Origin of the sequence: Cupriavidus sp. KB_39, from assembly GCF_052114485.1 — a bacterium.
Taxonomy (GTDB): Bacteria; Pseudomonadota; Gammaproteobacteria; order Burkholderiales; family Burkholderiaceae; genus Cupriavidus.
Genome location: NZ_JBFREV010000014.1, coordinates 17,029 through 41,473 on the forward strand (window position 1 = coordinate 17,029; position 24,445 = coordinate 41,473).

Genomic DNA, 24,445 nt, shown 5'->3' on the forward strand with positions numbered 1-24,445 from the left:
TTCCAACGGATGAGGGTTGCGCGGACGGGACGGATCACCGGTCCCACGCGTTGACGACAAGCTGCTTGATCAGATGCAGCTTGCGATGAAAAAAATGGTCGGCGCCAGGAATGACGATGATCGGGAGTTCCTGCGGCCGGACCCAGTCCAGCACGCTGGCCAGCGGCACGGTCTCGTCCTGCTCGCCATGGATGACGATGGTGTCGGCCGGCACCGGCGCCACGTCCCAGCGGCTGGTGGCGGTTCCCACCAGCACCAGGCGCTGCGCCGGCGTGCCGGCCTCGGCCAGCCGCCGCGCCACGTGCGTCTGCACGAAGCTGCCGAACGAGAACCCGCCCAGCGCCAGCGGCAGCGTGGCGGCGTCCGGGGACCACGCGGTCTGGGTGCGCATCCAGTCCACCACGGCCAGCAGGTCGTCCTGCTCGCCGATGCCCTGGTCATGCTCGCCCGCCGAGTTGCCCACGCCGCGGAAGTTCGGCCGCACCGTGGCGTAGCCGAGGGCGACGAAGGTGCGCGCCAGCGTCTGCGCCACCTTGTTGTCCTTGGTGCCGGCGAACAGCGGGTGCGGGTGCGCCACCAGCGCCAGGCCGCGCACGGGCATGCCCTGCGGCAGGTCGATCGAGATATCGATGGCGCCGACGGGGCCGGGAATCGTGGTGACCTGGGTATGCGCGTTCATGGTGGCAGGAGCAGGAGTGAAAGCGGGACGAAGACGGGCAACAAAAAAACCGGGCGGACCCGGCGGGCACGGCGGAGGCGGATCAGCGGTCGAGCATCAGGCGTTCGACCGGCTTGCCGTTCACCAGATGGCTGTCGATGATCTCGTCGATGTCCTGCTCGTCGACGAAGGTGTACCAGACGGCCTCGGGGTAGACCACCAGCACGGGCCCGAGTTCACACCGGTTCAGGCAGCCGGCCTTGTTGATCCGCACGCGGCCTTCGGCGCCGGAAATGCCAAGCTGCTTGCAACGCTTCTTCGCGTATTCCTGCATCGCCTTGGCATTGTGGTCGGTGCAGCAGGCTTTGCCGTCGTCGCGCTCGTTCAGGCAAAAGAAGACGTGGTGTTGGTAGTAGCTGCTCATGCTCGGGCGCGCTCGCGGGGGCGGATGCGTCGATGGCGTTAGGGAAGCACGGAATTATACGTCGTCAGACTCCGCGTTCCGCCATGCGGGGCTGCCTGGATTTCCGGAATGGGGCGGGCGATCGGGCCCTGCTGCATCGGCCGATTTGGCTAAATGTGATGCGATATGCCCTTGCAAGGCGATCCCCACGTCGCATCGGCTTCCGGAAACCCGGAGCGGCCCGGTCCGGAATTCCGGAAAGCCGGACCCGTCGGCCGTCCGGAAAATCGAAAGTCATTCCAAATCAATGGCTTGCGGACAAGTGCCTCGGTGGCACGTCTGTTGCAAATAGTTACCTTCAGACGCGCCGCAATCCGCCAGGCGTGCATAGCGGGCGCCCCGAGCGCCCGGCACCGGTCAAAAAACACCGAGGACGACATCATGAGGAAACCCTTCTACAAGATCCTGTACGTGCAGGTGCTGTTCGCGATTGCCGTGGGCATCCTGCTGGGCCATTTCTGGCCCGACACAGGCGTGGAGATGAAGCCCCTGGGCGACGCCTTCATCAAGCTGATCAAGATGATCATCGGCCCGATCATCTTCTGTACCGTGGTGTCCGGCATCGCCGGCATGCGCGACATGAAGAAGGTAGGCCGCGTGGGCGGCAAGGCGCTGCTGTATTTCGAGATCGTCTCGACCTTCGCGCTGCTGATCGGCCTGCTGGCCTCGCACGCGCTCAAGCCGGGCGTGGGCTTCAACATCGATCCGGCCACGCTGGACACCAAGTCGATCTCGCAATACGTGTCCAAGGCCCACGGCCAGAGCACGACCGAGTTCTTCATGCACATCATCCCGGACACGGTCTTCAGCGCGTTCGCCAATGGCGACATCCTGCAGATCCTGCTGGTCTCGCTGTTCTTCGGCTCGGCCCTGGCGGTGCTGGGCGACCGCGCCAAGATCGTGCATGAGATGGTGGACCAGGTCTCGAAGGTGTTCTTCCACATCGTCCACGTGATCACCAAGGTGGCCCCGATCGGCGCGTTCGGCGCCATGGCGTTCACCATCGGCAAGTACGGCCTGGGCTCGCTGGTGCCGCTGCTGAAGCTGATCGGCACGTTCTACTTCACGGCCATCGTGTTCGTGCTGGTGGTGCTGGGTACCGTGGCCAAGTTCACGGGTTTCTCGATCATCCGCTTCGTCGCCTATATCAAGGAAGAACTGCTGATCGTACTGGGCACCAGCTCCTCCGAGGCCGCGCTGCCGCACCTGATGGAGAAGATGGAGCGCCTGGGCTGCTCGAAGTCGGTGGTGGGGCTGGTGGTGCCCACGGGCTACTCGTTCAACCTGGATGGCACCAATATCTATATGACGATGGCGGTGGTCTTCATCGCCCAGGCGACGGGCATCGAGCTGACGCTGCTCCAGCAGCTGACGATCCTGGCCGTGGCCATGGTGACGTCCAAGGGCGCCAGCGGCGTGACCGGCTCGGGCTTCATCACGCTGGCGGCGACGCTGGCCGTGGTGCCGACCATCCCGGTGGCCGGCATGGTGCTGATCCTCGGCATCGACCGCTTCATGAGCGAATGCCGCGCGCTGACCAACATCATCGGCAACGGCGTGGCCACCGTGGTGGTGTCCGCCTGGGAAAAGGAACTGGATCGTGCCCGCCTGAACCGCGTGCTGCGTGGCGAAGATGACACCGTCGGACTGGCCGACGCGGCCCGCTGACCTGTCCCGGCAACGGGTATCATCGGCGCGAGACCCTTCGTGCGCGCCGATGCCTCATTCCGACGATTTTCTAGCCGTACATGACCCTGCGGCGCCGGGTTCCGTGCATGCGCCCGGACCCGGCCCGCGCTGGTATGGCTTTGCCGGCGCCCTGCTGGCCGGCCTGCTGCTGCTCTGCGGGCTGACCTGGCTGCTGTCGGTGCAGCGCGGGATCTCCGCGCTGCAGCAATCCACGGCCATGCGCGCCGAGCGCTACGCCGCCACGCTCGAGTCCACGCTCGACCGCTACGAATTCCTCCCCGCGCTGGTTTCCCTGCATCCCTCGGTGCGCGGGCTGCTGGCCGCCCCCCAGGACCCCGCACGGATTGCCGCGGTCAATGACTATCTTGTCGATGTGAACCGGCGCGCGCGCGCCTCCGCCACCTATGTGATTGCCGCCAATGGCATGGCGCTGGCTGCCAGCAACCACGGCGAGCCGGGCAGCTTCGTCGGCACCGACTACCGCTTCCGGCCGTACTTCCAGCGCGCGGCGCGGGGCGAGGTGGGCCGCTTCTACGCCATCGGCATCACCAGCGACGAACCGGGCTACTACATCGCCCAGCCGATCGAGTCGGGCGGCAAGGTCATCGGCGTGACCGTGGTCAAGCTGAACCTGGAGTGGTTCCAGCGCGCCGGCGCGGGCCGGGCGGAGCCGCTGATGGTGGCCGACGACCATGGCGTGATCTTCCTCTCATCCGTGCCGGCCTGGCAGTACCGCACGCTGCGCACGCTGCCGCCCGAACTCCAGGCCGAGTTGCACAACACCCGCCAGTACCACGATCAGGCGGTCACGCCGCTGCCGCTGCTGGCGCTGGATTCGCCGGTCACGCGCTGGCTCGGCGACACCGTGCTGGGCGAGAACGCGCGGCTGGTGCGGCTGGGCGCCGATGGCGAGGCCGGCAGCCCGGCCGGCGGCATCGGGCTCACCGCCGACCGGGGCGACCGCTATCTGGAGATCAGCCGCGATGTCGGTCCGGCCGGCTGGACCATGCAGGTCATGGCGCCGCTGGACCCGGTGCTGGCCAGCGCGCGCGGCGCCACCGTGGGCGCGGCGCTGGCCTACGCCTGCGTCGGCCTGCTGCTGGTGAACCTGCGCCAGCGCCGCCAGCGCGCGCGCGACATGCAATACAGCCGCCGCATGCTCGAAGCGGCCTATGACGAACTCGAACGCCGCGTGGAGGCCCGCACGGCCGACCTGATGGCGATCAACGAACAGCTCGAAGCCGAGGTGGCCGAGCGTACCCGCGCGGAAGGCGAGCTGCGCGCCACGCAGGACGAACTCGTGCAGGCCAGCAAGCTCGCCGCGCTGGGGCAGATGGCCGCCGGCATCACGCACGAGCTGAACCAGCCGCTGGCCGCGCTGCGCACGTTCTCGGACAACACCCGCGTGCTGCTGGAGCGCGGCCAGCTGGACGCCGCCACCGGCAACCTCGGCGCCATCGCCGATCTCACCACCCGCATGGGCAAGATCACCGGCCAGCTCAAACTGTTCGCCGGCAAGGCGCGGCCCCGGCGCCACGCCGTGCGCGTGCGCGCGGCCATCGACCACGTGCTGCAACTGATGGCGCCGCGCCTGGCCGGCGTGGGGCTGACCGTGCGCGGGCTGGAGGGCGATGAGACCGAAGGGGCCGACGGCGCCGAGATCGCGGTCTGGGCGGACGAACTGAAGCTGGAGCAGGTGCTGCTGAACCTCGTCGGCAATGCGCTGGACGCGATTGCCGGCGAGGGACCGGAAGCGCGGCAGGCCGGCCACATCGACATTACGGTGTACGTCGCCCCCGAGGCGGTGAGCGTGTCCGTGCGCGACAATGGCCCCGGCATTGCGCCCGATGTGCTGCCGCGCCTGTTCGAGCCGTTCTTCACTACCAAGGAGATCGGCCAGGGGCTCGGGCTGGGGCTGGCGATTTCCTCGTCGATCGTGCGCGAGTTCGGCGGCCAGCTGGCGGCGCAGAACGCGGATGGCGGCGGCGCTGAATTCGTGGTGACTTTGCGGCGGGCGTACCAGCCCGCCACCACTGCCTGAGAAGGCGAGCAGGAATAAGGGATGGCGATGCAAGACGGATTGCGCGTGCTGTTTGTGGAGGATGAGCCGCTGGTGCGGCRGGCCACGGCGCAGAGCCTGGAACTGGCCGGGTTCGCGGTACTGGCGCTGCCCTCGGCGGAGGCGGCCATGCCGCACCTCAGCGCCGACTTTCCCGGCGTGCTGGTGACCGATGTGCGGCTGGGCGGCGCGAGCGGGCTCGACCTGCTGCACCACTGCCGCAACGCCGCGCCCGGCGTGCCGGTGATCCTCGTCACCGGCCACGGCGACATCACGATGGCCGTGCAGGCCATGCGCGAGGGCGCCTACGACTTCATCGAGAAGCCGTTCGGGGCCGACCGCCTGACCGACACCGTGCGCCGCGCCCTCGAGCGCCGCGCGCTGGAACTGGAGAACGTGGCGCTGCGCCGCCAGCTGGCGGGCCCGGCGGCGGGCACGCGCATCATCGGCCGCTCGGCGGCGATGGCGCGCGTGCGCGACCTGATCGCCAACGTGGCGCCCACCGATGTGCCGGTGATGATCAACGGCGAAACCGGCACCGGCAAGGAACTGGTGGCGCGCAGCCTCCACGCGCTGTCCACCCGGCGCGACGCGCCCTTCATCGCCCTGAATTGCGGCGCGGTGCCCGAGGCGATCTTCGAGAGCGAGATGTTCGGCCACGAGGCCGGCGCCTTCACCGGCGCGGGCAAGCGCCGCGTGGGCAAGCTGGAGCATGCGTCGGGCGGCACGCTGTTCCTGGACGAGATCGAGAGCATGCCGCTGGCGCTCCAGGTGAAGCTGCTGCGGGTGTTGCAGGAGGGCACGCTGGAGCGGCTGGGTTCGAACACCTCGGTGCCGATCGACGTGCGCATCGTGGCGGCGGCCAAGGGCGACATGGAGGGGCTGGTAGCGCAGGGCGCCTTCCGCCAGGATCTGCTCTACCGGCTCAACGTGGTGACGATTCCGCTGCCGCCGCTGCGCGACCGCCGCGAGGACATCGTGCCGCTGTTCGAGCACTTCATGCTGGTGGCGGCCGTGCGCTACCAGCGCCCCGCGCCGATCCTCTCGGAGATGCAGCGCCAGTCACTGATGCAGCGCCCGTGGCCCGGCAATGTGCGCGAGTTGCGCAACGCGGCGGACCGGCTGGTGCTGGGCGTGCCCGAAGGCGTGAGCGGCAAGCCGGACGTCGCGGACGACTCCGCACCGCTGCGCGAGCGCATGGAGCACTACGAGCGCGCCGTGATCGCCGATACGCTCGCGCGCACCGGCGGCGCGGTGAGCCAGGCGGCGGATCTGCTGCAGGTCGGCAAGGCCACGTTGTACGACAAGATCAAGCGCTACGGACTGTAACGGGCTTGGTACACTCGGGGCCCTTCGCCTCGTGCACCCCTGTGATTGCTGATCCGCCCCATGTCCGAAGTCACCCGCTCCGCCTTGCCTGCCGCCGACATCGACGGCCATCACCTTACCGCGCCCGCCGTTGTCGACGTGGCGCGTGGCCGCCGCCCCGGTCGAGTGCCGGGCGCCGTGCTCGACAAGGTGGGCGAAGCCCGCGCGCGCTTCGAGCAGGTAGCGTCGGCCAATGTGCCGATCTACGGCGTCTCCACCGGCTTCGGCGAGCTGGTCCATAACTGGGTCGATATCGAGCACGGCCGCGCGCTGCAGGAAAACCTGCTGCGCAGCCACTGCGCCGGCGTCGGCCCGCTGTTCTCGCGCGACGAAGTGCGGGCGATGATGGTGGCGCGCGCCAACGCGCTCTCGCGCGGCTACTCGGCCGTGCGCCCGCTGGTCATCGAACAACTGCTGAAGTATCTGGACGCCGGCATCACGCCGGCCGTGCCGCAGGTGGGCTCGCTCGGCGCCAGCGGCGACCTCGCGCCGCTCTCGCACGTGGCGATCACGCTGATCGGCGAAGGCAAGGTCCTGACCGCCGATGGCGGCACCGCGCCCACTGCCGAGGTGCTGCGCGAGCATGGCATCGCCCCGATCGCGCTGGCCTACAAGGAAGGGCTGGCGCTGATCAACGGCACCTCGGCCATGACCGGCGTGTCCTGCCTGCTGCTGGAGACGCTGCGCGCCCAGATCACGCAGGCCGAGATCATCGCCGCGCTGGCGCTGGAGGGCTTGTCCGCTTCCGCCGATGCCTTCATGGCCCACGGCCACGACATCGCCAAGCCGCACCCGGGCCAGATCCGCTCCGCCGCCAATATGCGCGCGCTGCTGGCCGATTCCGACCGGCTGGCCGGTCATGGCGAGCTGTCCGCCGAGATGAAGACGCGCGCCGGCGACGAGAAGAACACCGGCACCGGCGTCTTTATCCAGAAGGCCTACACGCTGCGCTGCATCCCGCAGGTGCTCGGCGCCGTGCGTGACACGTTGGACCATTGCGCCACGGTGGTCGAGCGTGAACTCAATTCGTCGAACGACAACCCGCTGTTTTTCGATGATGGCGCGCTGTTCCACGGCGGCAACTTCCACGGCCAGCAGGTGGCGTTCGCGATGGACTTCCTCGCCATCGCCGCGACGCAGCTGGGCGTGGTGTCCGAGCGCCGCCTGAACCGGCTGCTGAGCCCGCACCTGAACAACCGCCTGCCGGCCTTCCTGGCGGCCGCCAACGAGGGGCTGTCGTGCGGGTTTGCYGGCGCGCAGTACCCGGCGACGGCGCTGATCGCCGAGAACCGGACGATCTGCAGCCCGGCCAGCATCCAGAGCGTGCCGTCCAATGGCGACAACCAGGACGTGGTGAGCATGGGGCTGATCGCGGCCCGCAACGCGCGCCGCATCCTCGATAACAACCAGTACATCCTCGCCATCGAGTTGCTGGCCGCGTGCCAGGCCGCCGAACTGGCCGGCGCTGTGGAGCAACTGGCGCCGGCGGGCCGCGCCGTGTTCCACTTCGTGCGGACACGCGTGCCGTTCCTGGCGATGGATCGCTATATGACCGATGACATCGAGGCCGTGGCCGCGCTGCTGCGCGACGGCGCCTTGCTGGATGTGGTGCGGCAGGCCGGCATCGAACTCGTCTGATCCCGGCCGGCTACTTCCACATATCGCGCATGCGGCTGGCCAGGTCTACCTGGGGCAGGGGGGCCTTGGTCGGCGCGTCGCCGGGCATCGGCGGGGGCGGCCAGGACCGGCTGTAGAAGTTCGGCATCACCCGGTTCGGCAGGAAGCGCGTGCGCGACGCGTAGACGTGGCGGTCGCCAAATCCCACCTGCTGATGAACGTAGAAGCGCTGCGGCACCACGATGTCGAGGTGGTCCTTGGCGCGCGTCATCGCCACGTAGAGCAGCCGGCGTTCTTCCTCGATTTCTTCCGTGGTGCCCGTGGCGAGGTCGGACGGCATGCAGCCATCCACCGCATTGAGCACGTAGACCGCCTTCCACTCCTGGCCCTTGGCCGAATGGATCGTGGACAGGATCAGGTAGTCCTCGTCGCGCGACGGCACGCCGGATTCATCGCTGGACGCGCTCGGCGGATCGAGCGTCAGCTCGGTCAGGAAGCGCTCGCGCGAAGCATAGGTGGCCGCAATCCGCTCGATCTGCTGGAGATCGGCCTGCCGCGCGGCGGCATCGTCGTGAATCCGCTCCAGATGGGGCAGGTACCACGCCACCACCTGCTCGAACTCCGACGGCCACGGCGAGGTGGGCGCCATCAGCCCGCGCGCCAGCGCGATCAGCTCGGCCCAGGCCGGCGCGGCGGCGGGCGGCGGCTCGAAGGCCTCCAGCGCCAGCAGTGGCTCGGTGGCCGCTTCCAGCCCCTCCAGCACGCGCGCGGCGGTTTTCGGGCCCACGCCGGGCAGCAACTGCAGGGTGCGGAAGCCGGCCATGCGGTCGCGCGGATTCTCCAGCCATCGCACCACGGCCATCACGTCCTTGACGTGGGTCGATTCCAGGAATTTCAGGCCGCCGAACTTCACGAACGGGATGTTGCGGCGGGCCAGTTCGATCTCGACCTGCGCGCTGTGGTCGGCCGCGCGGAACAGCACGGCCTGCGCCATCAGCGTCAGCCCGGCCTCGCGCCGCGCCAGCACCTGCTCCACCACGTAGCGCGCCTGATCGGCTTCATCGTTGACCACCACCACGCCCGGCTTCTCGGCCGACTCGCGCAGCGACCACAAATCCTTGGTGAACCGCTCTGCGGCCAGCCCGATCACAGCGTTGGCGGCGGCCAGGATCGGCTGGGTGGAGCGATAGTTCTGCGCCAGCGTCACCTGATGCGCGGGCGGCGAGAAATGCTGCGGAAAATCGAGGATGTTGCGGACGGTGGCGCCCCGGAACGCGTAGATCGACTGGGCGTCGTCGCCGACCACGGTCAGGCCGCGCCCGTCCGGCTTCAGCGCGAGCAGGATCGACGCCTGCAAGGCATTGGTGTCCTGGTATTCATCCACCAGCACGTGGTCGAAGCGCGCGCCCATGTCCTGCGCCAGCGACGGCTCGATCAGCGCCTGCGCCCAGTAGAGCAGCAGGTCGTCGTAGTCGAGCACCTGCTGCTTCTGCTTGGCGGCCACGTAGCCGGCGAACAGGGCCTTGAGCGCGTCCGCCCACATCGCATAGCGGGGAAATTGCGTCTTGAGAATCACTTCCAGCGGGAGCTGGGTGTTGACCACGCGCGAATAGATCGCGAGGCAGGTTTCCTTGCGCGGGAAGCGCGAGGTCTGCTCCGAGAGGCCGAGGTCGWGCCGCACCACGTGCATCAGGTCGGCCGAATCGCTCCGGTCGCTGATGGTGAAGGTGGGCGCCAGCCCCAGCGTTTCGGCGTACTCGCGCAGCAGCCGCGCGCCGATGGCGTGGAAGGTGCCCGACCATTGCAGCGCGGCCCGGCCCGCCCCGGTACTGGTGCCCAGCGCCTGATCGACGATGCGCTCCACACGGCGACCCATCTCGGCGGCAGCCCGGCGCGAGAACGTGAGCAGCAGGATGCGCCGCGGATCGGCCCCGCCCAGCACGAGGTGGGCCACGCGATGCGCCAGCGTATTGGTCTTGCCCGAGCCGGCGCCGGCAATGATCAGCAGCGGCGCATCCCCGGCATGCGACGCCGCCGCACGCTGCTCSGGGTTCAGGCGGGTCAGGTAGGCAGGGACGTCAGCAGGGACGTCGGGGGCGTCGGCTTCGAGAACAGGATCCGGGGACACGGGCAGGGGCAGGGGCGGCTGAGAAAATTCTGGCGCTCACTGTATATCCATACAGCCTGGAGAGGCAAGCGGGTCGTGAGGGCCCCACAACACAAGAGTGCGGTGCTGGGCGCAATTCGCCGGCGCCCTGGGGAATCAGCCCTTGATCGCCTTGCGTTGCCGCTTGAATGCCTTCAGATCCGCTACGGAAAATAACTGGCTACGGCCGACCGTTGCATGCGAAGTCAGCTTCCCATCGCGCACGAAGCGGCGGAAGGTGGCCATCGAGATCTCAAGATATTCCGCCGCTTCGGCTGCCGTGAAGTCGTCCTCTGCCAGGTGGCCGAAGACCTCCTCGTGGCTCAGATTCTCGTCGCGGAACGCACGTTGACCGATCATGGCGAAAAACTTCAGCCGCTCCTGCGCAGGCATCTCGCCAAGATGCCTCATCAGTTCTTCTGCGGTTGCAATATTCACGATTTCCTCTCTGCTTTCAGATACATCTTCAACTCGGCGTAGAAATTCTCGTGCGAGCCCACTTGGTAAAAATCAATCAGCAACAGTTCAATGTCGATGCCGGCACCTTTCTGCGCTTCAGTGGGCGGCCGGTAGGCCATCAAGTATTCCTGGCGGTTGAACTTGAACTTATGGACCCAGATCCCCGCCAGATCCGCCACTTTCGCTTGGCCGACTTCCGGGTTGTTGCAAACGACTTCCACTTCATCCTCGATGGTCAGTTGAAGTGGCYTATGCGCCTTTTTTACAAACTGGCTGAAAGGCTTCTTGTAGTTCGGCGTCATGACCCTTTATTTGATCAGAATTGATTCTATAACGAATCAACCATGGTTGGTGACCGCCCGCGGCGGCGAGGGCATCAGCTTGACCAAACTGGAGTGAATCCGACTTGAGCGGGCGCAGCCGATCGCAAAAAAAGAAAGGCACCCACATGGGGTGCCTTCTGTCAGTCAGCGATGTCCGCCGACGGCGGACGTTTGGGCGCTTCAGGCCGCGCTGGCCAGCGCGCCGTCGAGCAGCTTGTGGAGCGACTCCCATTCGGGCTCGCCGACGTAGCGCTTGAGAATCTTCCCGTTCTTGTCGACCACGAAGGTCGTCGGGGTGAGTTGCACGTCACCGAAGGCCTTGGCGGCCGTGCCGTCGGAGTCCATTGCCACCTTGAACGGCAGGTCGCGGGTCTTGGCGAAGTTGGCGACGTACATCGGCGGGTCGTAGTTCATCGCCACGGCCACGAAGTCCAGGCCCTTGTCCTTGAACTGCTGGTAGGTCTTGATCATGTCGGGCATTTCCTTGACGCACGTGGTGCAGCTCGTGGCCCAGAAGTTGATCAGGTAGACCTTGCCCTTSAGGTCGGCCGTGCTGACCTTTTCGCCCGAGAGCAGCGTGAAGGTGGCGGCGGGTACGGTGCTGGCCGGCGCCAGCGCGCGGAAGCCGAAAAAGCCGAGCACGGCGAGGATGACCACGGCGACGGCGATCGGCACGATCGGGCGGCGCTTCGGTGCGGTGGAGACGGTGGAGTCAGACATGGGAGGCAGTCCCGTGAGATGGATCGGCGGAAAATCGTCGAAGAACGTCGCTATTCTACTTCCGGGCGATCTTGGCGCGCGCGGTGTCCAGCGCCTGCTCCAGGTAGGCGCCGTAGAAATCGCCCTGCAAGCCCAGCAGCGCGTTGGCCACGGGCTGGCCGTTGGCGTCGAGGAACAGCACGGTCGGTGCCACGGACACATTGTGAGCACGCGCCCACTTCTTGGCGGTGGTCATGGTGCCGTCGATGTCGCGCATCGGCGTGTCGGCGGTCATGTCCACTTCCCGCGCGGCGATCTCGCCGGCGGCGGCCTGCGGCGCGAGGTAGTTGCGGCGCACCGTCTCGCAGTAGCTGCAGCCGGGCAGGCTGACCAGCACCACCAGCGGCTCGCCGGACTTGGCGGCGGCGGCGGTCTGGGCGGCCACGTCGGTCACGGCAGGCAGGTGGCCCGCCGCGTTGGCGGCGCCGCTGGCCAGCAGCAGGGCCGCGAGCCAGGGCAGGGCCGCGAGCCAGGGCAGGGCACGAAGGGTGGACAGGCGTGGACGCATAGGGGGGGAACTCGCAGAAAATCGATGCGGCGACGAGCGGTCGCGCGCGGCTTCCCGGATAATACCGGCTTGCGCCAGCGGGCGTGCGAGTGGTCAAAGACGCACCCGTCAGCCCCGTCGCCTGATAAGAATGTTCTCCATGCTCCGCCAACCCCGCCGACCGCTCCGTTCGCTTCCCCACGCCATCCTGCCGTCCCTTGTCCTCGCGCTGCTGGCGGCGCTGGCCGGCTGCTCGCCGCGCTATGACTGGCGCACCATCCAGTCCGACGAYGGCCRGTACGCYGCGCTCTATCCCGGCAAGCCGACCAGCKCCGCGCGYGACGTRGCGATTGCCGGGCGCAAGCTGCCGATGACGATGGAAGCGTCCCGCATCGACGACACGCTGTTCGCCGTGGGCGTGGTCACGCTGCCCGCCGATGACGCCGCGCTGCGCCGCGAGGCGCTGGCGTCGATGCAGGCCGGCCTCGTGGCCAACCTCGGCGCCCATCCCGAGGCCCCGGCGCGCACGCGCGCGATCACGGTGACGTCGGCCGCCAAGCCGCCCRTGGCGCTGGAGGGCGTGGAGCTGACCGTAACCGGCGTCTCGCCGCAGGACAAATCGCCGCGCCGGCTTACCGCGCGGCTGGTGGCGTCCGGCACGCGCGCGTATCAGGCCGTCGTGCTCGAGTCGGGCGACGCCGCCCGTGACGCGCGGCAGGCCGAGCAGGTGGAGCAGTTTCTGACCGGATTCCATCCGTTCTGACCGATTTTTGTGAGTTGACTGACGTTCCAAGGAGAACAAGATGCGTTGGGAAGTGTGGCTGGCGTATTTCGCCGCGTGCTGGGTGATCGCGATTTCGCCGGGGTCGGGCGCCGTGCTGTCGATGAGCCACGGGCTCTCGTACGGGCTGAAGAAGACAACGACGACGATCATGGGCCTGCAAACGGGCCTGGTGATCATCCTGCTGATCGCGGGCGGCGGGCTGGGCGCGCTGCTGCTGGCCTCCGAAGAGGCGTTCGTGGTGGTCAAGACCATCGGCGCGGCCTACCTGATCTACCTCGGCATCCAGCAATGGCGGGCCAAGGTCGAGTCGCAGGGGGAAGGCAATGTTGATGGCGAGGGCGCCCCGGGCCGCGCGCGCGTCGCCGTGATGAGCCGCCGCCGCCGGTTCGCCACGGGTCTGCTGACCAACGTGACGAACCCAAAGGGGATCATCTTCATGGTGGCCGTGCTGCCGCAGTTCATCGACCCGACCCATCCGCTCGGCCCGCAGCTCGCCATCCTGGCCGCGACGATGTGCGGCGTGGATCTGGTCGTCATGCACGGCTACGCGCTGTTGGCCTCGCGCATGCAGGGCCTGTTCCGCAACGCCCGCGCGGTGCGCTGGCAGAACCGCTTCTTCGGCGGCGTGCTGGTGGCCGTGGGCACGGCGCTGTTCTTCGTGCGCCGGCATCCGGCCTGAAGTCGCAGCAAGATGGTCGCGATCCGGCTGGCGCCTGCCGGCCGGGTTTGCTTCAATGGGGAGAGACCGTTGCCGGAGATCCCCGATGCCTGCTGTACTGCGTTCTGCCCTGATCGCCCAGAGCGCCCTGAGCGCCCTGAGCGCCCTGACTGCCGCGCACCGGGAGCCCCCTCCCGAGCCCCCGCCGCCCGGCCACCCGCCTGACCTGCCSCCRATCGAGGAGCCGCCGCCCCCGCCGGTGGAACCCCCGGTCTAACCCGCCCGCAACGCGCGCCGGTACTGGATGGCTTCCGCCACATGCGCGGCGGTCAGTACCGCCGCGTCTTCCAGGTCCGCGATCGTCCGGGCCACCTTCAGCACCCGGAAATACGCCCGCGCCGACCAGCCCAGCTTCTGCATCGCCCCGCGCAGCAACGCCTGCGCGTCGGCCGCCAGCGGGCAGTGATCGTCGATGGCGCGCCCGGACAACTCCCCATTCGGCATGCCTTGCCGCCCCAGCTGCCGCGCCCGCGCTGCCACGGCCCGTGCGCGWACCGCCGCGCTGCCCTCGCCGGGCGGGCCATCGAAAATCTCCTGCTGGCTTTGCGCCGGCACCTCGATCTGCAGGTCCACGCGGTCCAGCAGGGGCCCGGACACCTTCGACTGGTAACGCTGGATCTGGTCCGGCGTGCAGCGGCACGGCCGCGACGGGTGGCCGAGGTAGCCGCACGGGCACGGGTTCATCGCCGCCACGAACTGGAAGCGCGCGGGGAAGTCCGACTGGCCCGCCGCGCGCGAAATGGTGATGTGGCCGGTCTCCAGCGGCTCGCGCAGGACTTCGAGCACGCGGCGCTCGAACTCTGGCAATTCGTCGAGAAACAGCACGCCGTGATGGGCCAGCGAGATCTCCCCGGGACGCGGATTGCCGCCGCCGCCGACCAGTGCCGGCGCGCTGGCCGTGTGGTGCGGGCTGCGGAACGGGCGCCGGCCCCATTGCGCCGGCTGGAAGCCGCCCGGCGTCAGGCTCAGCACGGCGGCGGCTTCGAGCGCCTCGGCAGCCGTCATCGGCGGTAGCAATCCGGCGAATCGTTGCGCAAGCATCGACTTGCCGGTGCCGGGCGGCCCCACCAGCAGGGCGGAATGCTGGCCCGCCGCCGCGATCTCCATCGCCCGCCGCGCCTGTAGCTGGCCGCGCACGTCGCGCATGTCCGGACCGATATTGACGCCATCGGGCCATGCGGCCAGCCCCGGCGGCTCGGCGCGCGGCAGGCGCCGGTCGGGCAGGGGGCCGAGGTGGTCGCAGACATCGCGCAGGGTGGCGCCCGCGTGGACGGTCAGGCCATCGACCAGCGCGGCTTCGGGGCCGTTGCCGTCGGCGACGATAAAGGCGCGCGCCGGCTGGCCCTGGGCGGTGCGGCGGGCGTTGTCGCGGGCGAGCCCCATCGCCATGACCAGCGCGCCGCGCACCGGGCGCAGGTCGCCGGCCAGCGACAGCTCGCCCGCAAATTCGCAGGCATCGAGCCCGTCCCCCGGCAGCTGGCCGCTCGCCACGAGGATGCCCAGCGCGATGGCCAGATCGAAGCGACCGGACTCCTTGGGCAGGTCGGCCGGGGCGAGGTTGACGGTGATGCGCCGGGCTGGAAACTCGTAGGCGCTGTTGAGCAAGGCGGCACGCACGCGCTCGCGGCTCTCGCGCACCTCGGTGTCGGCTAGTCCGACGATATTGAACGCGGGCAGCCCGTTGGCGATGTGGATCTCCACGGCCACCGGCGGCGCCTCCACCCCGGTCAGCGCCCGGCTGCGCAGCACGGCGAGACTCATGGTGCGGGCCGCTCCCGATTTGCGAAAGTGTTAACGAAAAAGGCCGCCGGAGTCCGGCGGCCTTTCTGGCCTGCTGAGGTGGCGCTGGATCGGCGCCGGGGCGTCATACCCCTGCCGTCGGCGCGCCGCCCTGGGGCGCTGCCCCCGGCGTGGCGCGGCGCTCAAGCTCGGTCACGCGGGCTTCCAGCTCCTCGAGCCGGGCGCGCGTGCGGGCCAGCACCTGCGACTGCACGTCGAATTCCTCGCGCGTGACCAGGTCCAGGCGCGCAAAGCCCTGCGTCATCATGCTGCGCACGTTTTTCTCGATGTCCTTGGCCGGCGAGTTGCGCAGCGCCTCACTGACCTTCTGCTGCAGGTCGTTGAACAGATCGGTCGGTTTCATGGTGGAACTCCTCGTGGTGACCAATGCAATGGATTCGGGGTCCGCTGCGCTGCTATCCGCACTCCCGCACCGGAATGGTGCTGACGGACCCGGCGAGCGCCGGGATCGACGCATGCCGGTGCACCCGACTGGGGCGCGGTGCGTCCTGGCACCCATCTTGTGTCCGTCATGCGTCCGCCGGCCGCCTTCGCGCCTGGGGGATCGCGCCAAGCGCGCAGCACTTGACCCTGTATGGGCGGATTATGACCCCTCGGCGCCCGCCATGAAAGCGCCGGCAAGGCCCGGACACATCTTTTAACGGATTCGGCGGGGGCGAAATGTCTGCTTCGATCGTCGACAAAGTGGTGTGTCGGGCGCCCGCGAACGATCCGGAAGCCCCCCAGGACGATGCACCGCAGGCGGGGAATCGGGCTGGCACGGCTGTTGCAGTAATCGGCTCAGGAGCGTCAMTGYCCGAGGCAGCGGAAAAAGCCGCCCGGGCACAAACAAAGGTAGCAAACACCTCAAATCGAGCCCGCGAAGACCACAASGAAAAGGAGAAACCCCGATGAAGACGTTCAGCCTCGCAGTCAGCGCCAGCGCCGCCGCACTTCTGCTGGCAGCCGCCCCGGTCATGGCGCAGACCGCCCCGGCCGAGCCGGCCCCGGCCGCCGCCCCGGCTGCAGCCCCCGCCGAGGAAGCATCGCCGCATACCTTCACGGCGAACGTCTCGCTGGTCAGCGACTACCGCTATCGCGGTATCAGCCAGACCAACCGCCGTCCGGCCATTCAGGGTGGGTTCGATTACGCGCATTCGAGCGGCTTCTATGTCGGCAACTGGAACTCGAGCATCAGCTGGCTCGAAGACGCCGACTCGACGGTCTCGGCGCCCGTGGAAATGGACTTCTACGGCGGCTTCAAGAACACCTTCAGCGCCGGCGGCGCCGATTTCAACTATGACGTGGGCGTGCTCGARTACTACTACCCGGGCGGCTACAACACCCCGCGCCCCTACACCACCGAGCTGTACGCCGGCATTGGCTGGGGCCCGGTCTTCCTGAAGTATTCGCACTCGCTGACCAACCTGTTCGGGTTCAACGACTCGAAGAACAGCTACTACATCGACCTGACGGCCAACGTGCCGCTGAATTTCTGGGACCTGACCTTCAACGCCCACGTGGGCTACCAGGGCGTGAAGAATTTCAGCGATGCGTCGTACACCGACTGGAAGGTCGGTCTGACCAAGGACCTGGGCAAGGGTTTCGCGGTGGCGATTGCGTACGTGGACACCAACGCCGACAAGGCCGTGTACACCAACACGCGCGGACGCTACCTGGGCAAGTCGACGTTCTGGGCGTCGCTCACCAAGACTTTCTAATTAGTGCATCGAGGCGGGCGGCCTGCCAGACCGGGTCGCCCCGAGGAGAAATGGGATGAAACTCATCATTGCAGTCATCAAGCCGTTCAAGCTGGACGAGGTGCGCGAGGCGCTCTCGGACGTCGGCGTGTCCGGTATCACCGTGACCGAAGTCAAGGGGTTTGGCCGCCAGAAGGGCCATACCGAGCTGTACCGGGGCGCCGAGTACATCGTGGACTTCCTGCCCAAGGTGAAGATCGAGGTGGCGGTGCCGGACGACGTGGTGGAACGCGCCATCGAGGCCATCGAGAAGTCGGCCCGCACCGGCAAGATTGGCGACGGCAAGATCTTTATCGCGCCGATCGAACAAGTCATTCGCATCCGCACCGGCGAGACCGGCGGCGACGCGCTCTGACACGAGATAAAAGACACGAGACAAGAGGTTAAGCTCATGACAACCTGGTTCAAGCGAATCCTGACGGCCGGCGCGATGTCGCTGGCGCTCGGCACGGCCGGCCTCGGCCTGTCCACCCATGCCGTGGCGCAGGACAAGCCCGCCGCCGAGGCTTCGGCCCCGGCAGCGGCCACCGCCGCTGCCCCCGCTGCCGCCACCCCGGCTGCCGCGGCCCCTGCCGCCGCCGCTGCTGCGCCGGCCGAGGCTGCCCCCGCCGCCGCGCCCGTGCCGAACAAGGGCGATACCGCCTGGCTGCTGGTCTGCACGGCCTTCGTCATCCTGATGACGCTGCCCGGCCTGGCCCTGTTCTACGGCGGCCTGGTCCGCTCCAAGAACATGCTCTCGGTGCTGATGCAGTGCCTGGTGATCTTCTCGGTGGTGTCGATCCTGTGGGCCGTCTACGGCTACAGCTTCGCCTTCACCGAAGGCAACGCCTTCTTCGGCGGCACGGACCGGCTGTTCATGAAGGGCCTGACGGTGGACGCCGTGGCCGCCACGTTCAGCAAGGGCGTGGTCGTGCCGGAACTGGTGTTCTTCGCCTTCCAGTGCGCCTTCGCCGCCATCACCTGCAGCCTGATCATCGGCGCCTTCGCCGAGCGCGCCAAGTTCTCGGCCGTGCTGGTGTTCGTGGTGCTCTGGTTCACCTTCGCCTACATCCCGATGGCCCACATGGTCTGGTTCTGGCCGGGTCCGGACGCCTACACCGACGCCGCTGCCGGCACSGCCGCCACGGCCAAGTCGGGCTGGCTGTTCCAGAAGGGCGCGCTGGACTACGCCGGCGGTACCGTGGTGCACATCAACGCCGCTGTCGCGGGCCTGGTGGGTGCCTTCATGTACGGCAAGCGCATCGGCTTCGGCCGCGAAGCGATCCGTCCGCACAGCCTGACCTTCACCATGGTCGGTGCCTCGCTGCTGTGGTTCGGCTGGTTCGGCTTCAACGCCGGCTCGGGCCTGGAAGCCAACGGCGGCGCCGCCCTGGCCTTCGTCAACACGCTGCTGGCTACCGCCGCCGCCGTGTTGTCGTGGACCTTCGGCGAGTGGATCGGCAAGGGCAAGCCGTCGATGCTGGGTGGTGCCTCGGGCGCCGTCGCCGGCCTCGTGGCGATCACCCCGGCAGCCGGCTTCGTCGGCCCGATGGGCGCCATCGTGATCGGCCTGCTGGCTGGCCTGCTGTGCCTGTGGGGTGTGACCGGCCTGAAGCGCCTGCTCGGCATGGACGACTCGCTGGACGTCTTCGGCGTGCACGGCGTGGGCGGCATCCTGGGTGCGCTGCTGACCGGCGTGTTCGCCGCGCCCAGCCTGGGCGGCACGGGCATCTACGACTACGTGGCCAACAAGGTGGCGGACGATTACTCGATCGCCGGCCAGGTTTGGATCCAGTTCGAAGGCGTGCTGACCACCATCGTGTGGTCGGGCGTGGTGGCCCTGGTGGCCTACAAGCTGGTCGACATGCTGATTGGTCTGCGCGTTCCGGAAGAGGAAGAGCGCGAAGGCCTGGACATCACCTCCCACGGCGAAACCGCCTACGAGGTCTGATATCCACGACAGAGTTGTGCTGGAGAGCTGATTGGGAATCTTCTCTCAGGAGTTTCGCCCGGCCTCGTGCCGGGCTTTTTTCTGCCCGAAWGCCGCCCGAACGGGCGCAGGGCCAGCCCCGACAAGGCCTCGCGGGGTATTCGCAGAGTGCTTAAATCGGATCTTAAAAAGTCTCAATTGTCTTTAAGGGGAGCCGCACATACAGTGCGAGTGAGGCAGTTTCCTCCACCTGCAGAACGCTCCCCGTATCTGTCAGGCCATTTGAAAGCGCGGCACACGCCGCGCTTTTTTTTTGCCCGACCGCCCCCACATCCCGGATTATTATGCTGACCGCCGCATATGGTTATACGGCGGGCGTCAGCAGCCTATTGGCCGTTCCTCTACAATCGGGGCGGACAATAAAGACGATCAATTAGGATGGATATGGTCCCGCATCTCATCACCGCGCTGAACGGTCCGCTGCTCGAACTCGAAAAGAAGATCCTGGACGCGACGCCGTCCATCGAGCGCTGGTTCAGGCTGGAATGGCAGGAGCATACGCCGCCGTTCTACTGTTCCGTGGACCTGCGCAATGCCGGGTTCAAGCTGGCGCCGGTGGATACCAACCTGTTCCCGGGCGGGTTCAACAACCTCGCCCCGGAAATGCTGCCGCTGGCCGTCCAGGCCGCCATGGCCGCGATCGAGAAGATCTGCCCGGACGCCAAGAACCTGCTGCTGATCCCCGAGCGGCACACCCGCAACATGTTCTATCTGCAGAACGTGGCGCGGCTGTCGCTGATCATGCGCCAGGCGGGCCTGAATGTGCGCCTGGGGTCGCTGTCCGAGGACATCACCGAACCCACCCCGATCGAGCTGCCCGACGGCCAGACGCTGGTGGTGGAGCCGCTCGCGCGGCTGGGCACCAAGGGCCGCCGGCTGGGGCTGAAGGACTTCGACCCCTGTTCGATCCTGCTCAACAATGACCTCTCGGCCGGCATTCCGCCCGTGCTCGAGAACATCAACGAACAATATCTGCTGCCGCCGCTGCACGCGGGCTGGTCCACGCGCCGCAAGAGCAGCCACTTCGCCGCCTACGACGAGGTGGCCAAGAAGTTCGCCAAGCTGATCGATATCGACCCGTGGATGGTCAATCCCTACTTCGCCCGGACCACYGGCGTGGACTTCCACGAGCGCGTGGGCGAGGAAGAGCTGGCCGATGCCGTGGAAGGCGTGCTGAAGAAGATCGCCAAGAAATACCGCGAGTACGGCATCAAGGAAACGCCTTACGTGGTGGTGAAGGCCGATGCCGGTACCTATGGCATGGGTATCATGACCGTGCGGGACCCGTCCGAGGTCAAGGGCCTGAACCGCAAGGAACGCAACAAGATGAGCGTGGTGAAGGAGGGGCTGGAAGTCTCCGACGTCATCATCCAGGAAGGCGTGCACACCTTCGAGAAGGTGAACGAGGCGGTGGCCGAGCCGGTGGTCTATATGATCGACCGCTACGTGGTGGGCGGCTTCTACCGCGTCCACACGGGCCGCGGCAACGACGAGAACCTGAACGCGCCGGGCATGCACTTCGTGCCGCTGGCGTTTGCCCCGAACGGCATTCCGGACAGCCACGCCAAGCCGGGCGCGGCCGTGCCGAACCGCTTCTATATGTATGGCGTGGTGGCGCGGCTGGCGCTGCTGGCGGCCTCGCTGGAACTCGAGAAGACCGATCCGAACCCGATCATCTGAGCCAGGAACCCAGATCCCACCATGCGCATCCTGTTCATTACCGACCCGCTGGAGACCTTCAAGACGTACAAGGACTCCACCTACGCCATGATGAAGGAAGCGGCGGCGCGGGGGCACGAGCTGTCGTTCTGCCTCCAGTCGCGGCTGTCGCTGGCCAATAACGTGGTGGAGGCGGTGACGCAGCCGCTGCGCGTCACGGACGATGCCACCGACTGGTTCCGCCTCGGCGAGCCGGTGCTGACCCCGCTGGCCACGTTCGACGCGGTGCTGATGCGCAAGGATCCGCCGTTCGACATGGAGTATGTGACKAGTACGTGGCTTTTGGAGYTGGCCGAGGCGCAGGGTGCCCGCATCTTCAACAAGCCGCAGGCGATTCGCGACCACTCGGAGAAGCTGGCCATCGCCCGCTACCCGCAGTTCGTCACGCCGACGCTGGTCACGCGCGATGCGGACCGCATCCGCGCCTTCCATGCCGAGCACCAGGACATCATCGTCAAGCCGCTGGACGGCATGGGTGGCATGGGCATCTTCCGCGTGGGGCCCGATGCGATGAATCTTGGCGCGATCGTCGAGACGCTGGGCGACAACGGCGCCCGCACGCTGATGATCCAGCGCTACATCCCGGCCATCAAGGAAGGCGACAAGCGCATCCTGCTGATCGGCGGCAAGGCGGTGCCGTACTCGCTGGCGCGGATTCCGCAGGGCACCGAGATCCGGGGCAACCTGGCGGCCGGCGGGCTGGGGCGCGCCCAGGAACTGAGCGCGCGCGACCGCGAGATCGCCGAGACGCTGGCGCCGGGCCTGTTCAAGCAGGGCCTGCTGCTGGTGGGCCTCGACGTGATCGGCGACTGCCTGACTGAAGTCAATGTGACGAGCCCGACCTGTTTCCAGGAAATCACGCAGCAGACCGGCTTCAACGTGGCCGCGATGTTTGTCGATGCGCTGGAAGCTGCCGTCAACAACAAATAAGACAACCGGGCGACGCTAAGGCACCACACTCCGGGGACGCCGGGCGGTATCGCGGGATTTGGCCGCGAGGCCGCCTGCTACAATTCGGGCAGTCCAACGGATTCACATCATGGCCGGAATTCTGATCATCGCGCACGCGCCGCTGGCTTCGGCGCTGCGGGATTGCGCTGCCCACGTCTATTGCGGCCAACCGCCGCGCGTGGAGGCCATCGACGTCCTTCCCGACGCCGACCCTGCCGTGGTGCTCGCCGAAGCCCGGCGCCGCCTGGCCGCGGTCTCCGAGGTCAACGGCGCCCTGGTGCTCACCGATATTTTCGGGGCCACGCCGGCCAATATCGCCGCGCGCCTGGCCGATCCCGGCAAGGTCAAGGTGCTTGCCGGCGTCAATCTTCCCATGCTCGTGCGCGCGATCTGCTACCGCACCGAGGTGCTCGACCAGCTTGCCACCAAGGCGCTGGCCGGCGGCGCGCAGGGCGTGCTGCAGGTCGGCAACACCACTGTCCAGAACCAAACCGCCAATCATCCCGACAAATATGCTGCTGAGGGACACAACCATCATCAATAAGCTCGGGCTCCAYGCCCGCGCCTCCGCCAAACTGACGCAACTGGCGGGGAGTTTCGCCAGCCAGGTCAAAATGTCCCGCAACGGTCGCCAGGTCGATGCCAAAAGCATCATGGGCGTCATGATGCTTGCGGCGGGCATTGGTTCGACGGTCACGATCGAGACCGATGGCCCCGACGAGAACGAGGCGATGGACGCGCTGCTGGCGCTGATCGCCAACCGGTTCGGCGAGGGCGAGTGAGTATCGACGCACAATACCGAATTCCTAAACGTTCCTGACGGAGCGGTTCATGCCTTTTGCCTTGCACGGCATTCCGGTTTCGCGTGGGGTCGCCATCGGGCGGGCCCACATCCTCGCACCGGCTGCGCTCGACGTTTCGCACTATCTGGTCGATGAAGACCGGCTCGATGCGGAGGTGGAGCGATTACGTTCGGCGCGCGCCGCCGTGCGCGCGGAACTGGTGACGCTCAAGCGTGACCTGCCGCGCGACGCGCCCGAGGAAATGGGCGCGTTCCTGGACGTGCACGCGATGATCCTCGACGACGAGGCGCTCTCGCGCGAGCCCGAGGCCCTGATCCGCCAGCGGCGCTACAACGCCGAGTGGGCGCTCACCACCCGCCTCGAGGAACTGATGCGTCAGTTTGACGAGATCGAGGACGAGTACCTGCGTGAGCGCAAGGCCGACATCCAGCAGGTGGTGGAGCGGATCCTGAAGGTGCTGGCCGGCGCGCCGGTGCTGGCCCCGGCGCCCGTGCCGGCCCTGGCCCCGGACGGCGAGCCCGCGCCGGGCGTGATCGTCGTGGCGCACGATATCGGCCCGGCGGACATGCTCCAGTTCCGCCAGACCGTGTTCCATGGCTTCGTGACCGACCTGGGCGGGCGCACCTCGCACACGGCCATCGTCGCGCGCAGCCTGGACATCCCGGCCGCCGTGGGCGTGAAAAGCGCCAGCGAGCTGATCCGCCAGGACGACTGGATCATCATCGATGGCGATGCGGGGCTGGTCATCGTCGATCCGTCGGCAATCATCCTCGAGGAATACCGCCACCGCCAGAGCGAGCGCGCGCTGGAGAAGAAGCGCCTGCAACGGCTGCGCCACACGCCGTCCGTGACGCTGGACGGGCTCGAGATCGAGTTGCTGGCCAATATCGAACTGGCCGAGGACGCCACCGCCGCGCTGGCCGCCGGCGCAGTCGGCGTGGGGCTGTTCCGCTCCGAATTCCTGTTCATGAACCGGCGCGACGCCATGCCCGACGAGGAGGAGCAGTTTGCCGCCTACCGTCGCGCGGTGGAGGCGATGCACGGCCTCCCCGTGACCATCCGCACCATCGACGTCGGCGCCGACAAGCCGCTGGACCTGCGTGGCGACGACTTCGAGACCGCACTGAACCCGGCGCTCGGGCTGCGCGCGATTCGCTGGTCGCTGTCCGAGCCGGGGATGTTCCTGACCCAGCTCCGCGCGCTGCTGCGCGCCTCGGCGTTCGGCCCGGTGCGGCTGCTGATTCCGATGCTGGCCCACGCGAGCGAGATCGACCAGACGCTGGACCTGATCGCCCAGGCGCGGCGCCAACTCGACGAGCGCGGCCAGCCATACGACCCGAGCATGAAGGTCGGGGCGATGATCGAGATCCCGGCTGCCGTCCTGCTGTTGCCGCTGTTCCTCAAGCGGATGGACTTCCTGTCGATCGGCACGAACGACCTGATCCAGTACACGCTGGCCATCGACCGCGCCGACAACGCCGTGGCCCACCTCTATGACCCGCTCCACCCGGCCGTGCTGCAACTGATTGCCCGCACCATCCAGGAAGCCAACCGGGCCGGCGTGCCCGTGGCCGTGTGCGGCGAGATGGCGGGGGACCCGGCCATGACGCGGCTCCTGCTGGGCATGGGCCTGCGCGAGTTCTCCATGCACCCGGCGCAGTTGCTGCGCGTGAAGCAGGAAGTGATCCATGCTGACTGCGAGAGCCTGGGGCCGCTGGTGGACCGCGTGCTCAACTGCTACGAGCCCGAGGAACTGGCGGCGGCGCTGAAGCAGATCGCGCCCTGAGGCACATCCTCCCAAGTCTCATACAACCCTCTGATTCTTAGGGTTTCTGTCTGCAATGTTGGCGAAGCCGGGGTCACTTTCCTGTCGGAAAAGTGACCCCGAAAGTCCATGCTTATCGCCTGTGTGACGCCATACCCCCAAAGCGATT

The 24,445-nt window shown here is 67.5% G+C and carries 23 protein-coding genes; 14 read left to right on the forward strand and 9 right to left on the reverse strand.

Annotated features, from left to right (window positions below; all coding sequences use genetic code 11):
* Positions 1–34: 34 nt before the first annotated feature.
* Both AB4Z27_RS12915 and AB4Z27_RS12920 read right to left on the reverse strand, forming a co-directional pair.
* A complete protein-coding gene (locus AB4Z27_RS12915) occupies positions 35–679 on the reverse strand; it encodes an alpha/beta hydrolase (RefSeq protein ID WP_092291562.1) in 645 nt (214 codons plus the stop codon).
* A gap of 82 nt (positions 680–761) precedes the next feature.
* Positions 762–1,082: a (2Fe-2S) ferredoxin domain-containing protein gene (locus AB4Z27_RS12920; protein WP_092291564.1), complete on the reverse strand. Its 321-nt coding sequence runs from the start codon at positions 1,080–1,082 to the stop codon at positions 762–764.
* A 420-nt stretch (positions 1,083–1,502) separates the two neighbouring features.
* Here AB4Z27_RS12920 and AB4Z27_RS12925 point away from each other — a divergent pair, with 420 nt between their 5' ends.
* From AB4Z27_RS12925 to cmdF, 4 genes are read left to right on the forward strand one after another with little or no spacing between them, the layout of a single operon-like run.
* Positions 1,503–2,789 (forward strand): dicarboxylate/amino acid:cation symporter, encoded by a 1,287-nt coding sequence (locus AB4Z27_RS12925; RefSeq protein ID WP_092291566.1) that lies wholly within the window; start codon positions 1,503–1,505, stop codon positions 2,787–2,789.
* A 49-nt stretch (positions 2,790–2,838) separates the two neighbouring features.
* Complete coding sequence (locus AB4Z27_RS12930) at positions 2,839–4,851, forward strand: sensor histidine kinase (protein ID WP_092291568.1); 2,013 nt, start codon at positions 2,839–2,841, stop codon at positions 4,849–4,851.
* A 27-nt stretch (positions 4,852–4,878) separates the two neighbouring features.
* The gene (locus AB4Z27_RS12935) at positions 4,879–6,198 is read left to right on the forward strand and encodes a sigma-54-dependent transcriptional regulator (protein ID WP_441644611.1); all 1,320 of its coding nucleotides are present in this window, start codon (positions 4,879–4,881) and stop codon (positions 6,196–6,198) included.
* Between the two features lie 60 nt (positions 6,199–6,258).
* Positions 6,259–7,875: a tyrosine 2,3-aminomutase gene (gene cmdF, locus AB4Z27_RS12940; RefSeq protein WP_441644581.1), complete on the forward strand. Its 1,617-nt coding sequence runs from the start codon at positions 6,259–6,261 to the stop codon at positions 7,873–7,875.
* A 10-nt stretch (positions 7,876–7,885) separates the two neighbouring features.
* Here cmdF and AB4Z27_RS12945 read toward each other — a convergent pair whose 3' ends face one another.
* The 5 genes from AB4Z27_RS12945 to AB4Z27_RS12965 all read right to left on the reverse strand — a co-directional run bounded on the left by AB4Z27_RS12945 (position 7,886) and on the right by AB4Z27_RS12965 (position 12,049).
* Entirely contained in the window at positions 7,886–9,982 is a 2,097-nt protein-coding gene (locus tag AB4Z27_RS12945; RefSeq protein WP_441644582.1) for an ATP-dependent helicase, read from the reverse strand.
* A 135-nt stretch (positions 9,983–10,117) separates the two neighbouring features.
* Positions 10,118–10,438: a helix-turn-helix domain-containing protein gene (locus AB4Z27_RS12950; RefSeq protein WP_441644583.1), complete on the reverse strand. Its 321-nt coding sequence runs from the start codon at positions 10,436–10,438 to the stop codon at positions 10,118–10,120.
* A complete protein-coding gene (locus AB4Z27_RS12955) occupies positions 10,435–10,761 on the reverse strand; it encodes a type II toxin-antitoxin system RelE/ParE family toxin (protein WP_441644584.1) in 327 nt (108 codons plus the stop codon). Before AB4Z27_RS12955 ends, AB4Z27_RS12950 begins: the two co-directional genes overlap by 4 nt.
* A 201-nt stretch (positions 10,762–10,962) precedes the next feature.
* Positions 10,963–11,502, reverse strand: a complete 540-nt coding sequence (locus AB4Z27_RS12960) for a TlpA disulfide reductase family protein (protein WP_092291578.1) — start codon at positions 11,500–11,502, stop codon at positions 10,963–10,965.
* Positions 11,503–11,557: 55 nt separating this feature from the next.
* On the reverse strand, positions 11,558–12,049 hold the full coding sequence (locus tag AB4Z27_RS12965) for a thioredoxin fold domain-containing protein (RefSeq protein ID WP_441644585.1): 492 nt from the start codon (positions 12,047–12,049) through the stop codon (positions 11,558–11,560).
* 139 nt (positions 12,050–12,188) lie between these two features.
* On the opposite strand from AB4Z27_RS12965, the gene AB4Z27_RS12970 reads away from it, so the two are divergent.
* Together AB4Z27_RS12970 and AB4Z27_RS12975 are read left to right on the forward strand one after the other, a co-directional pair.
* Complete coding sequence (locus AB4Z27_RS12970) at positions 12,189–12,791, forward strand: hypothetical protein (RefSeq protein WP_441644586.1); 603 nt, start codon at positions 12,189–12,191, stop codon at positions 12,789–12,791.
* Positions 12,792–12,831: 40 nt separating this feature from the next.
* Positions 12,832–13,491, forward strand: coding sequence for a LysE family transporter (locus AB4Z27_RS12975; RefSeq protein ID WP_441644587.1), 660 nt, complete (start codon positions 12,832–12,834; stop codon positions 13,489–13,491).
* A gap of 252 nt (positions 13,492–13,743) precedes the next feature.
* Here the strand turns inward: AB4Z27_RS12975 and AB4Z27_RS12980 are convergent, their stop codons facing one another.
* Positions 13,744–15,291, reverse strand: a complete 1,548-nt coding sequence (locus AB4Z27_RS12980) for a YifB family Mg chelatase-like AAA ATPase (RefSeq protein ID WP_092291584.1) — start codon at positions 15,289–15,291, stop codon at positions 13,744–13,746.
* A gap of 103 nt (positions 15,292–15,394) precedes the next feature.
* A complete protein-coding gene (locus AB4Z27_RS12985) occupies positions 15,395–15,673 on the reverse strand; it encodes an accessory factor UbiK family protein (RefSeq protein WP_092291586.1) in 279 nt (92 codons plus the stop codon).
* 547 nt (positions 15,674–16,220) lie between these two features.
* On the opposite strand from AB4Z27_RS12985, the gene AB4Z27_RS12990 reads away from it, so the two are divergent.
* The 8 genes from AB4Z27_RS12990 (at position 16,221) to ptsP (ending at position 24,297) form a co-directional block, all read left to right on the forward strand.
* Positions 16,221–17,030 (forward strand): TorF family putative porin, encoded by an 810-nt coding sequence (locus AB4Z27_RS12990; protein WP_092291588.1) that lies wholly within the window; start codon positions 16,221–16,223, stop codon positions 17,028–17,030.
* Between the two features lie 55 nt (positions 17,031–17,085).
* Positions 17,086–17,424 carry a P-II family nitrogen regulator gene (locus AB4Z27_RS12995; RefSeq protein WP_092291590.1) on the forward strand — a complete coding sequence of 113 codons (339 nt, stop codon included), beginning with the start codon at positions 17,086–17,088 and terminating at the stop codon, positions 17,422–17,424.
* Positions 17,425–17,460: 36 nt separating this feature from the next.
* Positions 17,461–18,999, forward strand: a complete 1,539-nt coding sequence (locus AB4Z27_RS13000; protein WP_441644588.1) for an ammonium transporter — start codon at positions 17,461–17,463, stop codon at positions 18,997–18,999.
* Positions 19,000–19,422: 423 nt separating this feature from the next.
* Positions 19,423–20,718, forward strand: coding sequence for a glutamate--cysteine ligase (gshA, locus tag AB4Z27_RS13005; protein ID WP_092292113.1), 1,296 nt, complete (start codon positions 19,423–19,425; stop codon positions 20,716–20,718).
* A 21-nt stretch (positions 20,719–20,739) separates the two neighbouring features.
* Positions 20,740–21,687 carry a glutathione synthase gene (gshB, locus tag AB4Z27_RS13010; protein ID WP_092291595.1) on the forward strand — a complete coding sequence of 316 codons (948 nt, stop codon included), beginning with the start codon at positions 20,740–20,742 and terminating at the stop codon, positions 21,685–21,687.
* 109 nt (positions 21,688–21,796) lie between these two features.
* Positions 21,797–22,252, forward strand: coding sequence for a PTS sugar transporter subunit IIA (locus AB4Z27_RS13015; RefSeq protein ID WP_092291597.1), 456 nt, complete (start codon positions 21,797–21,799; stop codon positions 22,250–22,252).
* Entirely contained in the window at positions 22,221–22,490 is a 270-nt protein-coding gene (locus AB4Z27_RS13020) for an HPr family phosphocarrier protein (RefSeq protein WP_092292115.1), read from the forward strand. Before AB4Z27_RS13015 ends, AB4Z27_RS13020 begins: the two co-directional genes overlap by 32 nt.
* 49 nt (positions 22,491–22,539) lie before the next feature.
* Positions 22,540–24,297: a phosphoenolpyruvate--protein phosphotransferase gene (gene ptsP, locus AB4Z27_RS13025; protein WP_092291599.1), complete on the forward strand. Its 1,758-nt coding sequence runs from the start codon at positions 22,540–22,542 to the stop codon at positions 24,295–24,297.
* Positions 24,298–24,445 lie beyond the last annotated feature (148 nt).